The organism is Archangium sp., from assembly GCF_057119385.1.
The window spans coordinates 182495-198964 of the sequence record NZ_DBNGVP010000061.1 but is presented as its reverse complement, the minus strand read 5'-3'; the positions used below and the strand labels follow the sequence as shown (position 1 = coordinate 198964).

The 16470-nt window shown below is 70.0% G+C and carries 10 protein-coding genes; 5 read left to right on the top strand and 5 right to left on the bottom strand.

What is annotated here, in order from left to right:
* On the bottom strand, positions 1–1837 hold a 1837-nt coding region (locus AC16DP_RS14195; protein WP_483956722.1), incomplete at its 3' end, for a potassium transporter Kup.
* 265 nt (positions 1838–2102) lie between these two features.
* Between AC16DP_RS14195 and AC16DP_RS14190 the strand changes: the two genes are divergently transcribed.
* The 5 genes from AC16DP_RS14190 (at position 2103) to AC16DP_RS14170 (ending at position 11128) form a co-directional block, all read left to right on the top strand.
* Complete coding sequence (locus tag AC16DP_RS14190) at positions 2103–5285, top strand: sensor histidine kinase (RefSeq protein ID WP_329733736.1); 3183 nt, start codon at positions 2103–2105, stop codon at positions 5283–5285.
* A 108-nt stretch (positions 5286–5393) separates the two neighbouring features.
* On the top strand, positions 5394–5639 hold the full coding sequence (locus AC16DP_RS14185; RefSeq protein ID WP_329733735.1) for a DUF378 domain-containing protein: 246 nt from the start codon (positions 5394–5396) through the stop codon (positions 5637–5639).
* 145 nt (positions 5640–5784) lie between these two features.
* The gene (locus tag AC16DP_RS14180) at positions 5785–8031 is read left to right on the top strand and encodes a hypothetical protein (protein ID WP_329733734.1); all 2247 of its coding nucleotides are present in this window, start codon (positions 5785–5787) and stop codon (positions 8029–8031) included.
* Positions 8028–9392 carry a hypothetical protein gene (locus tag AC16DP_RS14175; protein WP_329733733.1) on the top strand — a complete coding sequence of 455 codons (1365 nt, stop codon included), beginning with the start codon at positions 8028–8030 and terminating at the stop codon, positions 9390–9392. Before AC16DP_RS14180 ends, AC16DP_RS14175 begins: the two co-directional genes overlap by 4 nt.
* An 89-nt stretch (positions 9393–9481) precedes the next feature.
* A complete protein-coding gene (locus AC16DP_RS14170) occupies positions 9482–11128 on the top strand; it encodes a hypothetical protein (protein WP_329733732.1) in 1647 nt (548 codons plus the stop codon).
* A 6-nt stretch (positions 11129–11134) separates the two neighbouring features.
* On the opposite strand, the gene AC16DP_RS14165 is transcribed toward AC16DP_RS14170, so the two are convergent.
* From AC16DP_RS14165 to AC16DP_RS14150, 4 genes are all read right to left on the bottom strand, one after another.
* A complete protein-coding gene (locus tag AC16DP_RS14165; protein WP_329733731.1) occupies positions 11135–13105 on the bottom strand; it encodes a lipoxygenase family protein in 1971 nt (656 codons plus the stop codon).
* Positions 13106–13264: 159 nt separating this feature from the next.
* On the bottom strand, positions 13265–14947 hold the full coding sequence (locus tag AC16DP_RS14160) for a helix-turn-helix domain-containing protein (protein WP_329733730.1): 1683 nt from the start codon (positions 14945–14947) through the stop codon (positions 13265–13267).
* A 62-nt stretch (positions 14948–15009) separates the two neighbouring features.
* The gene (locus AC16DP_RS14155; protein WP_329733729.1) at positions 15010–15465 is read right to left on the bottom strand and encodes an immunity 26/phosphotriesterase HocA family protein; all 456 of its coding nucleotides are present in this window, start codon (positions 15463–15465) and stop codon (positions 15010–15012) included.
* A gap of 3 nt (positions 15466–15468) precedes the next feature.
* Positions 15469–16329, bottom strand: a complete 861-nt coding sequence (locus AC16DP_RS14150; protein WP_329733728.1) for a hypothetical protein — start codon at positions 16327–16329, stop codon at positions 15469–15471.
* Positions 16330–16470 lie beyond the last annotated feature (141 nt).

The following is a 16470-nucleotide window of genomic DNA, read 5'->3' as shown; positions in this document are numbered from 1 at the left end:
GGTTGAGGAATATGAACAGGTGATCCTGCCACAGCGGCATGCCGTGCTTGCCGTCGGCCAACAGCGTGCGGCGGCTGAGGAAGAACGACGTCGACATGATGTCGAATGACAGCCCGATCTTCTTCTTCGCGAGCGTAAGGCCGTAGGTGACGTTCGGCGTTTCCATGAAGCCGAATGTCATGGTCAGCTTGCTGAAGGTGTCGTTGATCTCCTCGTGCGTCACCTTCTTCTCGTCGGGCACATAGGGCACCTGCGCCGTCTTCACGGTGAGGACCACGTTGTGCTCGTGAAGCACCTTGTTGTGCTTGAGGTTGTGCAACAGCGCCGGCGGCGTGCCCTCCGGGTTGCCCGTCATGAAGATGGCCGTCCCCGGCACCCGCACCGGCGGATGGTCCCCGAAGCTGTCCAGCAGCTGCTTCAGCGGGATGCTGCTGCCCCGCAGCCGGTTGGCCAGGATGTCCCGCCCCTTCTTCCACGTCGTCATCAGCGTGAACACGCACAGCGCCATCAGCAACGGGAACCAACCGCCCGCGGCGATCTTCACCGCGTTGGCCCCGAAGAAGGACAGATCCACCAGCCCGAAGAACCCCGCCACCGGCAGCGCCACCACCCTCGACACGTTCCACCGCTCGCGCGCCACCACGTACGCCAGCCCCGTCGTGATCGCCATCGTCGACGTCACCGCGATGCCGTACGCCGCCGCCAGGTTCGTGGACGACTTGAAGCCCAGCACCAGGAGGATGACGCCCACCAGCATCGCCAGGTTGATGCCCGGCAGGTAGATCTGCCCCCGCTCCTCCGCCGAGGTGTGCACCACCTCCAGACGCGGGCTGTAGCCCAGTTGGATGGCCTGCTGGGTAATCGAGAACGCCCCGGAGATGAGCGCCTGCGAAGCGATGACCGTTGCCCCCGTGGCCAGCACCACGAGCGGGTAGAGGGCCCAGTCCGGCGCCAGCAGGTAGAAGGGATTGCGCGCCGCGCTCGGATCCCTCAGCAGCAGCGCCCCCTGCCCCATGTAGTTGAGCATCAGCGCCGGCAGCACCACCACGAACCACGCCCACTTGATGGGCCGCCAGCCGAAGTGGCCCATGTCCGCGTAGAGCGCCTCGCCCCCCGTCACCACCAGGAACACCCCGCCCAGCACCAGGAAGCCATGCCCGTGGTTGTGCAGGAAGAAGCGCACCGCCTGCACCGGCGAAAACGCCCACACCACCGCCGGGTACGTCACCATCTCCTTCACGCCCAGCACCGCCAGGGTGAGGAACCACACCAGCATGAAGGGCCCGAAGATGGCGCCAATCCCCGCCGTCCCGTGCCGCTGAATCAGGAACAGGCCCACCAGGATGGCGATCGTCAGCGGCTGGATGTAGGGCTCGAAGAACGGCGTGGCGACGCTCAGGCCCTCCACCGCGCTCAGCACCGAGATGGCCGGGGTGATGAGCCCGTCCCCATACAGCAGCGCCGCGCCGAAGATGCCCAGGGTGATGACCACCGGCCGTATCTTCACCTCCTCGCCCCGCTTGCGCTGCATCGCCAGCGCCATCAGCGCGAGAATCCCGCCCTCGCCCCGGTTGTCCGCCCTCATCACGAACACCAGGTACTTCACCGACACCACGACGATGAGCGCCCAGAAGATGAGCGACAGCACCCCCAGCACGTTCTCGTGCGTCGCCTGCACCCCGTGCGGACCGGTGAAGCACTCGCGCAGCGCGTACAGCGGGCTGGTACCGATGTCTCCGTAGACGATTCCCAGCGCGCCCAGCGCCAACGTGGCGACGCGCTTGCCGGAGTCCGCGGCTTCCGGAACGGCGGGGGTGGAGCGGGATGGTGCACTCATAGGGCGCCTCCTCTAGCCCAACCCCGGCCCGGGAACAGCCCTTTGACACCCCCCGGGCGCCATCAACTCAAGAATTCCACGACTTCCCGGTAAAAATCACCACTCCCAGTCACCCTTGGCGCACACTCCGCGCCCCCTCCGCCTCCCGAAGGAGGGGCCGGAATGTCACGGGGAGGTCGCATTCGTCGGGAATCCATCGTTTGCCCGGTCTCATGTGGGTAGGCCAACCTCATGGATTCTCCGGGGTCCGCCATTTCGTGCTCACATGCGCCAGCTCAAGCGAGAGTCGGAGACCCCGGTGGGAGCTGGAGCCAGAGAGGCGCGCACGCACGTGGGAGCGCCGGACACCGAGCGTCTGGCCCTGCTCGTCGAGGCGTCCCAACACCTCGCCGACGCCGGCCTGGAGCCGCCCGCCGTCCTCGAGCGCCTGTGCCAGCTGGTGGTGCCCCGGCTGTGCTGCGCCTGCCACGTGCGCCTGCTGTCCGCGGACGGCCGCTGGCTGGAATCGGCGGCCTCGGCCTACACCAACGCGTGGCCCCCCGAGCTGGCGGAGCTCCAGCGGCGGATACCGCCCGAGCACCCGCACGCCCTGCCCCGGACCCTGTCCGCCCACCTGCTGCTGCTGCCCCTGCGCGCGCGCCAGCGGCTGCTGGGCACGCTCGCCATCCACCGCGAGCCGGAGGCGCCCCCCTTCGACGGCGCCGAGCGGCTGCTGCTGCAGGAGCTGGCGGACCGCGCGGGGCTGGCCCTGGACCTGGCCCATGCCCACGAGGCCGAGCGCCGGGCCCGGCACACGGCGGAGGTGGCCGTGGCGCGGCTGGAGCGGCTGCAGCGCGTCACCGCCGCCCTCAGCGAGGCCGTCACCCCCGCCGAGGTGTTGCGCGTCCTCGTCGAGGAGATGGTGTCCGCCATCGGCGCGGAGCGGGCCGCCGCCGTCCTCCCCCTGGCGGATGCGCCTGGACAGCTCGAGGTGGTGAGCCAGCGGGGACTCCCCCCGGAGACGCTCGCGCGCCTGAGCCGCTTCCCCACCAGCGCCGCCCTGCCCGTGGCCGCCGCGTACCGCACCGGAGAGCCGGTATGGGTGGAGACACGCGAGGCGCTCGACGCCTCGTTCCCGGAGTCGCTCGTGCTGGGGACGGAGACGAGCCGGGCCGTGGCCGCCCTGCCCCTGCGGGCCCGCGGCCGCCCCCTGGGCGCCGTCGCCTTCTCCTTCGACTCGCCCCGGACGTTCGACGCCGACGAGCGCGGCCTCATGCTGGACCTGGCCCGGCAGAGCGCCCAGGCCCTGGAGCGCGCCTGTCTCTACGAGGCCGAGCAGCGGGCCCGCACCCGCGCCGAGCGTGTCGCCTCGCGCACCGCCCGCCTGCAGACGCTCAACGCCGCCCTCTCCCAGGTGCTCACCACGCCCCGCATGGCGGAGGTGGTCATCGACCAGGGCGTGGCGGCCGTGGGCGCCCAGGTGGCCGCCCTCTGGCTGGTGGACGATTCCAGCGGCCATGCCCGGCTGCTGCGCAGCGTGGGGCTTCCCCCGGACGTCACCGGGGCGCTGGCGGCCCTGCCCCTCGGACACGACACGCCCCTGGATGATGCCCTCCAGCGCGGCCAGCCGGTGTTGCTCGAGTCCCACGAGGAGCTGCTGCGCCGCTACCCCCTCCTGGAGCAGCGCGCGCGCGCGACGGTGCCCTCCATGCTTCCGCTCGCCGTGGCCTGCCTGCCGCTGCGGGTGGACGGGCAGGGCCTGGGCGTGCTCGTCCTGGGCTTCCCCGGGGTGCACCGCTTCGACGACGACGAGCGCGTCTTCCTCACGCTGCTGGCCCACTACGCCGCCCAGGCCCTCGAGCGCGCCCGGCTCCATGCCCAGGAGCGCAGTGCCCGCGAGGCCCTGCACGAGGCCCACCACACGCTCCAGGCCATCATCCAGTCCTCGCCCGCCGCCATCACCCTGCTGGAGCTGGATGGCACCGTGCGCCTGTGGAACCCCGCCTCCGAGCGCATCTTCGGCTGGAGGGCCGAGGAGGTGCTCGGCCGCTTCACACCCGTGGTGCCCGAGGACAGACGCGAGGAGCTGCACGACAACCTCGCGCGCATCGCCCGCGGCGAGTCCATCCTCGGCCAGGAGACGCGCCGCCTGCGCCGAGATGGCCTCCCCATCGAGGTGACCATGTGGGCCACCGCGCTGCACGGGGCCGGCGGCCAGCCGCTGTGCCTCACCGTCATCGCGGACATGACGGAGCGCAAGCGCGCCGAGGAGGCCCTGCGCTTCCTCGCCGAGGCCGGCACCGTCCTGGCCAGCTCGCTGGAGCACGAGGTGACGCTGGAGCGCGTGGCGCACCTGGCCGTCCCCACCTACGCGGACGGCTGCTACGTGTACCTGCTCGGCGAGGATGGCTCGGTGAGCTGCGTGGCCACGGCCCGCGCCGGGGAGCAGCAGGCGCTGCCCCGGGAGCTGGGGCCCCTCGTGCCGGGCGAGTCCGCCGTCTCGCGCGTCATCACCTCGGGGCAGCCGGAGCTGCGCCCGGACCGCGGTCCCTCCCCGCTGCCTCCCGGGGGAGACTTCCTGCTGCCCTGCGAGCGGGCGGCGCGCTCCTACCTGTGCGTGCCCCTGCTGGTGCGCGGCCAGCCCATCGGCGCGCTGTCCTTCGTCTCCGCGCGGCACGGCTATGACGCCCAGCACCTGGCGCTCGCGCAGGAGCTGGCCCGCCGCGCCGCCCTGGCCATCGACAACGCCCGCCTCTACCGCGAGGCCCGCGACGCCATCCGCCTGCGCGAGGAGTTCCTCTCCATCGCCAGCCACGAGCTGCGCACGCCCATCACCGCCATCCAGCTGCACGTGCAGGAGATGCTCAGGCTGCTCGCCCGCAACCCCGAGGGCATTCCCCCGGAGCGCCTGCGCCGCGCCCTCGAGGTGGCGGACCGGCAGGTGAAGCGGCAGATGCACCTGGTGAATGATCTGCTGGACGTGTCCCGGATGGGGGCGGGCCGGCTCGTGCTGCGGCCGGAGCCGTTGGACCTGGCCACCCTGGTGCGCGAGGTGGCCGAGCGCTTCGAGCCGGAGCTGGCGCGCACCGGCTCGCGCCTCACCCTGGAGGCCCCGGCCCCGGTGCCCGGCAGCTGGGACCGGCTCCGGCTGGAGCAGGTGGTGACCAACCTCCTCTCCAACGCGGTGAAGTACGGGCAGGGCAAGCCCATCGGCCTGAGCGTGGAGGCCCGGGAGGGCCGCGCCCGGCTGGCCGTGAGCGACGCGGGCATCGGCATCGCCCCCGAGCACCTGGAGCGCGTCTTCGGCCGCTTCGAGCGCGCCGTCTCCGAGCGCCACTACGGCGGCTTCGGCCTGGGGCTGTGGATCTCCCGGCAGATCATCGAGACCATGGGCGGACACATCAGCGTGAGCAGCCAGCTGGGCGTGGGCTCCACCTTCCGCGTGGAGCTGCCCCCCGCGCCGGCCTGAAGCCAGGGGCGGCCGGGCAGCCGGGCCTCCGGAATGTTCCGCCACCGGCGAGACATCGCCGTCCTGGCCCCTCCATCCATGGCGGAGCGATTCTGGAAAGGACGGGCCATGGACGAGAGAACGCAATCGGGCGTGAGCACCTTCAACAAGGTGCTCGCGGTGCTGGTCATCCTCGGCGCCATCACCTGGGGGCTCATCGGCCTCTTCAAGTGGAACCTGGTGGCGGCCATGTTCGGCGGCGACGCGCAACCCGCGGAGGGGAGCCACCTCTGCCAGCTCGTCTACATCCTGGTGGGACTGGCCGGCGTGGCGTTCGCCTTCACCTTCCCGTGGAGGAAAAGGACAGCGGGGTGATGTTGCGCGTCAAGCTGGAGCAGGCGCACCACGAGGCGATTCAACCGCGCGCGATACAGGGACGGCTCGGAGGCGCGGATAGACTGGCCCCTGCTTCGGACCGCGCACCCCACCTGCCGCGCAGGGTCCGGTGGGGAGGTGCCGCGTGTGCAAGTGTCGAGAGGCTCCACGTCCGGTGGCGGGCACTCCCCGCTGGGTGGCGCTGCTGATGGGGACTGTGCTGCTCACCACCGGCTGCGCCACACGGGCGCCGTACGGCACCGGGGGTAGCCCCCACCACGTGCGCGCCCTCTTGCGCTCGCCCCTGGTGCCGCCGCCCCTGGCCCCCCAAGAGGCAGTCGGGCCGGAGCGGTTGCACCGGCGCCGCGGCGCCCGGGGGCTGGACGCGGACACGAGCGCCAGTGGGGGAAACGTCTCCCAGGGCCCCGCCTCCTGCGGCGGCCTGGCCGTGCCCCCGGGTTGGCCCGACTTCTCCTCCGGCGGCGAAGCGCTGCTGGCGCCCTTCCTCTCGTGCACCTCGCCCGCGGAATACGTCGCCCTGCAACGACGTGTGGACATGCCCCGGCTGGTGGAGGCCCTGGACGAGTGGAGCGTGGTACGGCTGGGCGCCCTGGGGCCGGTGCGCGAGGACGCCGCACCCCTGTTGCAACGCAAGCGCGCCGCCTTCCTGGTGAGCGCCACCGAGCGCTACGGCCCCGTCCACGCCGAGGTGTTCACCCTCTACGTGCTGCACTCGGCCCACGACGACGAAGTGGACGCGGTGCTGCGGCTGCTGGCCCGGGACAAACAGTTGGGGCAGACGCTGGCCCTCATGCCCGCCGTGTGCCAGGAGTTGGAGGCGCGCGGCCTGCCCCTCTCCCGCTACCCGGAGCGCGGCGAGCAGTCCGGGGACGTGCTGCGGGGCCTGGGCCGTGCCGCCCGGGACGCACTCACCACCAGCTCCCTGGTGGACGGCGGGCGCTACCTGGAGTTGACGCAGAGGTGGGCGCACCTGCCTCCACCCTACCAACAGGCCGCCCGCGAGGTGGAGCGCGCCCTGGCGCTGCGCCACTTCTCGCCAGGCAGTGTGGCGCTGGGCAGCTTCGACTCCATGACATTCGGAGTGCCGCTGGGCTTCTACTACCTGGTGGCGGGCACAACGCAGGGCGCGTACTCGCTCTCCCAGGGGCACTACGAGCAGGCCACGCGCGAGCTGGCCCCCGCCCTGCTGCTGGGCACCCTGTATGCCGGCGGCAAGGGCCTGCGTGCCCTGTCCCAGGCGCGGGCAATGCTGGGGCCCCAGGCGGTGAAGGTTCGCCTGCGGGAACTCGCCCGGCAGGTGGAGGACAGGCTGGGGGTGAATGGCCTGAAGGAGCTGGTCCGGGACATTCGCGCGAGCCGGGAGGCAGGCGAATTCGTGGCGGTGGGAGGTGTGGACGCCGCGCTGGCGCTGCGCGAGGCCGGGGGGGATGTGGCCCGGGCGCAGGCGCTCATGTCCCGGGCGCGGCCCGGAGCCACGGGCGCTCCGGCGGCGGGACGCGAAGCGCGGCAGGGCTCCGGGCAGGTGGCCCGCGGGGCGGATGACGCCGCACGCGCCCCCCTGGAAACCGGAGCCCTGGAGCGTGCCGGGGGACTGGCCTCGCTGGTGGACGAGGGGGCGGGCCTTACCCGGGAGGTGGTGGAGGCGCGGCTGGCGCTGGTGGAGGGGGAGTCCTCGGGCGCGCGGCTGCCCCGGGACGTGGCGGTGCTCGAGAAGCAGCGGCCCTCGGCCAACGCTCCTCCCCCCGGAGCTGGAGGCAACCCGCGTTGGGGCGAGTACGTCGCCTATTACGAGAAGCGCCTGGCAGAGCTCCGACAGGGCAAGTCCGCCAAGGGGCCGCTGCGCTGGGTGGACTATGAGCAGTTGTGGGCGAGGTTTGCCCGGGGGCTGGCCTTCGAGCGCTTCATGGTGGAGTTGCTGGAAGCCGACGCGAAGCGGCCCCGGGCCGAGCGCCAGTTCCTCGGAGCCTTCCTCCAGCCGCGTATCCTGCGCTCCGTGGGAGTCTGGAAGCCGGAGAGCGGCCTGCGCTATGCGGATGTGCTCGTCATCGAGGAGGGAGGGCCTGCCGGAGCGCCCCCTCGCATCGAAACGTATAGCTTCAAGAGCCGCGACCTCTCGGATCTCAATCCGGAGGGCTTGAAGGCACAGTTGGTGGAGGACGCGGCGGAAGCCCTCCAGAAATACGGCGGGACGCTGGACATCCGCCGGAGTTCTCTCCAGCGTCTTCTCCGCGAGGCGCGCGAGGTGTCCGTCCAGAGGGTTCGCCTCATCTATGAGGGAGGCGTCTTCTTGCCCGAGAACGCCAGGAACCTGGAGTCCGCCGTGGAAGCAACCCGGAACAAGGTTCCGGGAGTGGAGGTGTCGTTCCAATGAAGGTGTTGCGGATTTTCGGCGAGCGGAGCGAGGACACGCTCTGGCTCTCCTTCAAAGGCGCCATCGACCCACGGGCGGCACTCGAGGGTGGGTTGGAGCCCCTCTTCCACGCGCTCGAGGAGAACGCTGACGGGTGGATGCCGGATGTCGTCAACGGCAAGCGGCAGCGCAAATACGCCCGGGCCACCATCAGGAAGGCGCTCGAAGAGCGGCGCGATGAGAACAGCACGGCCCTCGGACTCTACCGGACGAGCTTGCCCGCCTTGGACATGTCGCTCTGGCTCAGGCTGCTTCCCCTGCCTGCCGAAATGGACATCACCCTCTACGTCAAACCCCTCAACTTCTTCGCCGAGGCGGAGCGCTGCCGCCGCTTCGTGGAAATGGTACGCGCCTGGGCCTGTCATTACCCGGTTTCTCATGCCGCGGCCCATGGCAGTGATGACACGGAACTGACGGGCTTTCCCCGCTTTGGCCGCGACAGGGAGACCTTTCACAGAAACGGTTTCGACAAGGTGTACGAGGTGTTCTGGCTCAACGTCTTCGGCCCCGGGTTGGTGGAGACCGTGGGCCGCGAGCGCATGCTGTCCACGCCGGCCTGGCGCGTGGAGGAACTGCCCAACGGCTGCGTCCTGCTGGTGACATGGCCCACCGCCGCGGACTTCGCCAGCGACGAGGCTCGCCTGGCCCAGGCCCGCGCCCACGCGCACCTGCGGCCGGACCTGGACTTCGACACGCTCCTGCGCACCCTGCGCGAGCGCAGCGCCATGCTCGCCCCCGTGGAGCCCCGTTTCCACCCGGACGTGGCGCCGCTTCTCTCGCGCGTGGTGGACCGCACCGCCAGCCACCAGCGCCAACGGAGAATCGCCGAGCTCAACGCCTGGCAGCCGCCCGAGCCCCTGGAGTGGCTCCCCGCCGCCGCCGCCCTCCCTCCGGACGTGGACAGGCCCGAGCACGCCCTGGAGCACTACGGCACCCTGGCCGAGCACCTCGTCGCCCTGCTGCACACCCAGGTCCCCTCCGTCCTCGCGGGCTCGCCCGAGTCTCTCACCGACATCGACTTCTATTTCTGGCGCGAGGACTTCCCCAAGAGCCGCCTGCGGGAGAACATCGAGGCGTACGCGCTTCCCGCCATCGGCGCCTACCTGGGCGAGGTGCTGGTGCGCCACCTGGGAGGCCAGTGGATACCGCGCCAGAAGCTCGAGGAGACCCAGGTGCTCGTGGGCCACCGTGCCTGGCTCCCCTTCGTCCGCGCCCGCCACTACATGCGCTCATGCGAGACGCTCCTGGACTACTCCCTGACGCTCCTCTACCGCGTGGCCGAGCGGCACCGAACGAGCCAGCACGGGCAGGGCCATGGCTGAGATATGAGTCGCATCACCCCCCTCGGGTGAGGCGCGTCACAGCGCCCACGCGGGAGCTTCAGCATGCTGGGTGAATGAAAGAGACGGCGATGCCCACTCACAGCGGCGACCTCGAATTGCTGTTGGTTCACGCGGACACGAACACCCCCGTCCTGGGCGAAGGGCTGCCGGAGGACTCGGCCGCCGGAGAGCATGAGCGCCCGGACACCGGCGGGTATGAGCCCGTCCCCTTCTGGGACGAGGGCGGAGACCCGAACGACCTCGAGGTCCAGCGCTGGGGCCTCATCCTCCCGGAGGGCCCCGCCGGGGATCGCCTGCGCGACCTCATCCAGCCACTCATCTCCCTCCGGCGCGAGCAGCAGGGCGGGCAACCCATCCAGGAGTACCGCGTCCCCTCCCGGCCCATGTCCATGGCCGAGGCCGCGCAGTGGCGCAAGGCGCACTTCGACGCGGGCGGGAGCACCAACACGGACCTGCCGCGCTACCAGCTCATCCTCGGCGATCTCGACCAGGTGCCGCTCGCCCTCCAGCAGATGCAGGCCTCGGACGGCTACGTGGGCCGCCTCCACTTCTCCGACGAGCGGGGGTACGAGGCCTACGTGGAGAAGGTCCTGCGCGCGGAGAAGCTGCCCCGCAGGGCTCCCGGCCGGCTGCTCATGCACACGGCGCACGATGGCTCGGGCGCGCTCGACGCGGGCTTCAAGGCCCTCATCACCCCCGGCCTCGAGCTGGTGCGCGGGGAGCTGGACAAGGGGCTCTTCCCCGCCAGCGGCTGCGACGTCCATGGCCGGGAGCTGGACCCGGGCCTGGAGGCATTCCTGGCGAGCACCGCGAACACCGCCCCCGGCGTCCTCTTCAGCATGAGCCACGGCATCGGCGCGCCCAAGGGCGGCTGGACGTCGGAGCAGGAGCGGCTCGCGGGCCAGGGCGCGATGAGCTTCGGCCGCCAGGGACAGCTCCCCGCCGCCGAGCTGGCCTCGCGCACCTTCATGCCCAACGGCCTCTGGTTCATGTTCGCCTGCTTCGGCGCGGGCACGCCGGACACGAGCGCGTACAGCCACTGGCTCGAGAAGCTCGCCGAGACCGGGCGCTACTCCCGCCTGCCCGACGTGATGAAGACCCTCGCGGGCAAACCCTTCATCGCCGCCACGCCCCAGAAGGCGCTCGCCAACCCCAACGGCCCCCTGGCCTTCATCGGCCATGTGGACCTCGCGTGGACCTTCAGCTTCCGCGAGGACGACTCCCCCGCGAAGAAGCGCCCGGGCCGCTTCATCAACACACTCAAGACGATGCTGAAGCCGGACCGCGTCGGCATCGGCTTCCGCGAGCTGTACCGCTACCTCGCGCTCACCGACACCGAGCTCGCCAGCATCCACGACGAGGAAGTCCGCACGCGCGCCACGCCCACCCGCGAGGAGCTCATCCGCCAGGGCTACCTGTGGATGATGCGGCAGGACATCGCCGGGTACGTGCTGCTCGGAGACCCCGCCGTCCGCCTCCCCGTCGAGTGGAAGCGCCCGAAGCCGGCTCCGCCTCCCGCCCCGCCCCCACCCCCGGCCCCCGCGCCGCTCCCCATCCCGGCGGACAAGCTCGAGGAGGCCATCGGCCATGTCATGACCGGCGAGCGGAGCCTCAAGGACCTCGCCACCGGGTACGGCATCGACCGGCGCGAGCTCGAGCGCCTCGCCGCCCTCTACCGCAAGGCGGGCCGCGCCGCCCTCGGCCTCCCCGAGTGAGCCGGCTCAGATGTTGATGCTCTGGGGAACCCGGCTCGGCAGGAGGAAGGGATAGGGCCCGAAGCGCGTCCGGTTGCGCTCGGTGATGAGCGCCTCGAGCTCCTCGAGCTTCGACTGGAAGCGCGCGAGCGGCTCGCGCACCTTCGCGTCCTTGAACCAGTCCCGCTCGTACCGGCCGAGCCGGGTGTGGACCACACCGCCCAGCAGGTGCAGGAACTCCATCTGCAGCGTGGCCATCTCGAGCGGCGGGAAGTAGTCGAGATAGTCATTGTTGTCGGAGTCGCTCACGGACAGCGGCGCCGCGCGGTACGCCGCGGGCGGCGTGGCGGGCGCGTAGTTCATCAGCGCCGCCTGCGGCGCGTTGACGGCCGCGTGCTGCGCGCTCGCCGTGAAGACGATCAACGTGAGCGCCCGGCACAGGTACGCGAGGCTCTGGATGCGCCCGTCCCCCGCGTCACCGAAGCCGGGGATGCGCGCGCCATCCTGCGAGACGATCTCCGCCGCCCACTCCTGGAGCGCCTTGTCCGCCCGCACCTCGTCGTCCGAGCGGTAGTACAGCTGGACGTAGCTGCTCACCCACTGCTCGATGGCGTTCCAGAGTCCCAGCGCGTCGTCCCGGTAGGGGTACTCGAGCGCGGAGCCATCCACCCCCCGCGCCGCGAGGTTTTCGGGCAGGAAGAGCGTGTTGAACGGGCGGGAGAGCAGGCCCTCCGCGGCGACCTTGCGGCTCGCCCAGATGGTTCCGCCCAGCGACTTGTCCACCTCGTACCCGGGCGCCACCAGCGTGGCCTGCGCCATGTCGTTGATGTTGAGCGTGCCCTCGAAGTGCGGCCGCAGCAGCAGGCTCACCGGGTGCTCGTCCGGAATGCACCGGTGCGTGGCGATGGCCAGCGGGCCGATCAGCAGGTGCGTGAGGCCCAGGTGGGAGACGAGCTCGTGGTGGTTGAAGTCGGCCACGGTGACCACGAGCTTCGCCTTCTTCCAGGCCTCGCCATCCCCGGGCGTGAAGATCTGATGGTTGCGCGGATCCTGCCCGCACTGGATGGCCACCGGGTGGAGCCGCCGCGGTCCCGAACCTTCCCGCGGGAGCGCGAACAGGGCGAGCGGGGCGAAGCAGTATTTGGGGCCCATGGGGAAGTTGCCATTCTTCACGCCCGCCAGGGCCACGTAGTCACACAGGAAGAGCCGGCCCTCCGCGCCCGCCAGCGCCAGCGAGTCCCGCGAGTCGCGCACGGCGACCCGCAGCTGCTCGTCGGTGACGGGGAACTTCTCCCCGGGAGCCGCCACGCGCTCGAGCACCAACGGGTTGAAGCCCGCCACGCGCAGGTAGGCGAAGACCTCGTCGGACTCGAACCTGTCGGCGAACCAGGGCCGCTCGAGCGTGGTGAACAGGCGCGCGTAGTCATCCAGGGACGTGGGCCGCCCGGTGCGCTTCGCGTCCGCCTTCTTGAGCAGGAGCTCGAGAATCTGAAGCGGATGGGTGATGCCCTTCTGGAGGAAGTCCCGGGAGACGAGCGCGACCGTCTTGAGCAGGGAGAGCATCCCCGGCTCCTGCGCATCCCCGCTGAAGGTCAGCGGCCCCTCTTGCTCCTGGGGAAGCGCCGCCTCGAGCTGCTCCGGCGTCATCTGCTCGAGCCGGGCCGGCGCCAGCTCGGAGGTCTCGTGCGGCGCCACCCGGTGCAACGGCATCGCGTCGAGATTCACGGTGCCGAGGCCCACGTGGGAGAGGTCCACCTTCGCCGTGTCTTCGTCGGAGTACGAGAGCGAGTCATCCCAGTGCAGGCGGTTGCGCACGGCCTGGAGCGAGAGCTGCACGCACTGCATGATCCACGGGAGGCCCGGCTTCTCCGCCTTGGGCAGCGTGGCGATCATCGCGAGCGGCGCGAGCTTCTTGTAGTCGTACCGGTAGAGCTGCTTCGGGTCCGCCGGAGTGTCCTCGGCGGAAGCGGGCGGAACGTTCTGGGCGGGATTGGGCACGGGATGACTTTACCAGTTCCTCCTCGCGAAAGAGGGGAACCGGAGCGAGGGACGGGTCTGCCTCCACACGCCCGCCAGCACGGCCGCCCCATGGCTCGAGAGAACACGGGAGAACCCGCCGCGATGACCGGGCTCGCGTGAGGCCCGCTTCTTTTGTGCTCAACCCTGGCCCCTGGAGCCAGAGAGCGCGGCCAACGCGGCACGGCCCGCCTCACGGAAGGTGCGCTCCCAGTGACGCAACTCCGCGAGCGACACACCCACGCGGGCGGCGATGGCCTTCGGTGACTCCGCTCCCGTCATGAGCGCCACCACCGCCTCTTCCATGCTCTGCACACCGGGCCCAGAGGAGGCCGCCGAGGGACGCCCCACGGGCAGGCCCAGCAGCGCCGCGGCGTTGGACACGGAGGGCGAGACCGCACGGGACGCGGCAGGAGCCAATGGCAGACGCACGGCCGGGTCCCCCAGCAGCACGTAGCCCGACACATCCTGGCGCATCATCCACAGGTGACCGCGCCGAACGCCGTCCTGCTCAGTGGTTCGCCCGGCGGCCCTGTCCGACTCCGCTCCGTCCTCGAGCAGCGTGAGCTCCAGATTGGCCTCGGAGGCGAAGCGCAGCAGCGCGGACAGGCCCACGCCCGCGCGGCGTCCCTCCACCAGCTCGCGCAGTAGACCGAGGAAGCGCGAGGCACGGCCACGCGTCTGCGCGTCCACGTCCGAGAAGCCATAGCTCCACGCCAGGTCCACGTGGGCGATGAGCGCCAGCGGCCCCTCCGGATTGGCCAGCGCGGCCTGCGGCAGCGCGGCGATGAACGGCGGCTCTCCGGCCTTGGGCAGGGAAGCGAGCACGGCCTCGGGACTGCCCATCCGCGCCCCCGCGTCCTGGAGCCGTCGCAGCCAGTGGAAATACGGACTCGACTGGGGCGTGCCGCCACCGAAGCAGGCCAGGTACACCCAGAAGCCTCCGGGCAGGAAGGGCCGCGAGGCCACGTCCTCGGCGCGCAGGAGCTCGCGCCCCAGGCTCATGGCGCCCTGGAGGGCCCGCTGCTCGCTCACCGAGGACCAGCCCTTGCGCGGCGCGCCCAGCCCATGGCTCACCGACAGCAGCACACCCGGACGAGACATGGCCGCCTGGTCCAGCAGGTGCTGGGCGGACCAATCCTCGGGACCGCCAATCTCCTGGAGGTCCGCGTTGAGCTCGCCCCGCTGCTGGCGGGCACGGCACGCCTGTAGGCTCGGGAGGACGAGCTGCTGATAACCCACCCGGGTGGCGGCACTGCCGTCATGCGCGGTGAAGAAGAGCGAGCGCGCCCGGGACTCCCTGGACGGCGCGCGCTCCCAGCGCAGCACCTTGTCGACATAGGCGGACAGGCCCCGCTCGTCACGGAAGGCGAGCCGGCCCACGAACACATCGCCGCCCAGCCCCTGCTGGAACTCCAGCGACACCTGCTCCAGGTCTCCGAGGATGAGCAGGTAGCGGGGCCACTCGCGCTCGGAGAGGGACTCGTCGCGCAGCACGGTGTTCTTCCAGCGCACGGCATCGGGGCCTCCGAGGCCCGGAGCGACACGGAAGCACCGCGCGGGAGCCCCCTGCTGCTGCTCCCGCCACTGGCGCAGCGGCGCGACGAGCGCGAGAAGCCTGTCGCCCACGGGGCCCTCGGGAGCAATCACGGCCCAGCGCTGGGCGGCCATGTCATTGGGATCTCCACCCGGGTCCCACAAGTGCGTGGACGTCTGCGAACGCTGCGCCGACGCGGGCGCCTGTCCCAGCGAGGCATCGGGCAGGCCGGACTCCAGCACGGGGCGGTGGTCGTCGGCGTGGGCCAGCAGCAGCTCGAGTTCCATGGGGACACTCCTTCAGTTTGTAGGAGAGGCATCGCTCCGCTTGTGAGGATCGACAAGAGGCGCTATTCCAACTCCTTCCACATGTGCACCAAACTATCGTTGGGCCGCCCCATGAAGGCATCGAGCAGGCGTTCCTCGACGCCGTGGGATTCCCAAACAGCCGCTGGCTCGAGCCCAATACACTCCTGGGGGGACGCCTCTCTCTCATTGCCAAGGTTGTCGAAAATCCAACAACGCCGGAGTGGACCCACCTCCATGTTGAATTGGACAATGGGTTGCGTCAGGCGCTCCTCAATCGCTCTCCACCCAATGAGTTCCCATGACTTAGGATATGGATACTTGACCATAATCCTGAAAAGGATGGGCTTGGATGCGATCCTGTCCAGGTCCGCGTCCGGCTCGGTGGTCCTGTAATTGTAGAAGGCATCGAAATGCAATTCGAGAGCCCTTCCATAGCCGAAGGAGCCATCTGGGAGGGGAATTCTCCAAAATGAACCGGGTTTATGCGTTGGCGGCATGTCCTAGTATCCTGTGTAACGCTGAAGTTCGCCCCAGCGAATCGTGGCAGCATCGTGAAACCGTCTGCCCCGCGGGTTGTCTTTTGCCACGGCGCGCACGACGTTCTCGGTTCGATGGGGCTTGCCCGTGTCGGACTGGGCGCCTCCACTGAAGTCTATCAGTTGCTGCTCTCTTCCACGAATCCGCCAGTATGCTGGGTCATCATACCGCAGATTGTAGTCGACGGCGGCCCCATGGTCGAATACATCGAGTTGTGCTTGAGCAAATGAAGCATCCTTCGGGTCTTCGTTCTCATCAACATGATGATTCCTGTCTCGGAACCGAATGGCCAACTCTGCCTGGAGCCTGAGAGGCAGGCCGAGCTCAACGACCATGCTGGTCCGGCCAGCGTAGTAAAGGTTGGTTTTCTTGTTGGGCTTTCTGTAGGTCACATAGAGACGACCGCGTTTCTTTTTGCCTTCCCTGTCGGATTCCGCATCTGGCCATCCACTGGGAGGAGCGCGGGGCGGGGACACCGATTCAGTTTGGGCCAGGGGCGCGCTTGTCGTCACTTCCACTGTGCCGTCAGGCGCCTGGTGAATGAGGATCTCCATCTCGATGGTGCTCGGAGTCGCCGAGCCCTTTGGGGGATACCGGCCTTGAACCCATCCAGAAACATCTCCGAAGTGTGTGCCGTAGAACGTGTCCGCGATGTCGATCGGGGTCTGCTCTCCGTCCACAACTGCTTTGACGGTGAAGCAAAGCAGCAGAACACTGCCCGCGGCCGCAACCACCGCGCCACCCGTGACCAGGGCTTCTCCTGCCGCGGCGCCAGTGCCTGCTCCTGCCGCAGTCATGCCGCCTTGCGGCGCCGGGCGGAGCATGCCGCGAGGTACCCCATCTCCTGCGCCTCCGCCAGGAAGCCCTCGCAGCGGTGGTGGGGAAGGGGGAAGTGGAGCCGTCGGCGGCCCCCCGCCTGGCGCAGGCACGGCGGCAGATGCTCTACCTTGTTCTGCCTGCGCAAA

Bases quoted from the DNA above. Each gene is read 5' to 3' on its own strand.
- AC16DP_RS14190 (WP_329733736.1), top strand. From the start codon at position 2,103: ATGCGCCAGCTCAAGCGAGAGTCGGAGACCCCGGTGGGAGCTGGAGCC.
- AC16DP_RS14185 (WP_329733735.1), top strand. From the start codon at position 5,394: ATGGACGAGAGAACGCAATCGGGCGTGAGCACCTTCAACAAGGTGCTC.
- AC16DP_RS14175 (WP_329733733.1), top strand. From the start codon at position 8,028: ATGAAGGTGTTGCGGATTTTCGGCGAGCGGAGCGAGGACACGCTCTGG.
- AC16DP_RS14170 (WP_329733732.1), top strand. From the start codon at position 9,482: ATGCCCACTCACAGCGGCGACCTCGAATTGCTGTTGGTTCACGCGGAC.
- AC16DP_RS14160 (WP_329733730.1), bottom strand. From the start codon at position 14,947: ATGGAACTCGAGCTGCTGCTGGCCCACGCCGACGACCACCGCCCCGTG.
- AC16DP_RS14155 (WP_329733729.1), bottom strand. From the start codon at position 15,465: ATGCCGCCAACGCATAAACCCGGTTCATTTTGGAGAATTCCCCTCCCA.
- AC16DP_RS14150 (WP_329733728.1), bottom strand. From the start codon at position 16,329: ATGCTCCGCCCGGCGCCGCAAGGCGGCATGACTGCGGCAGGAGCAGGC.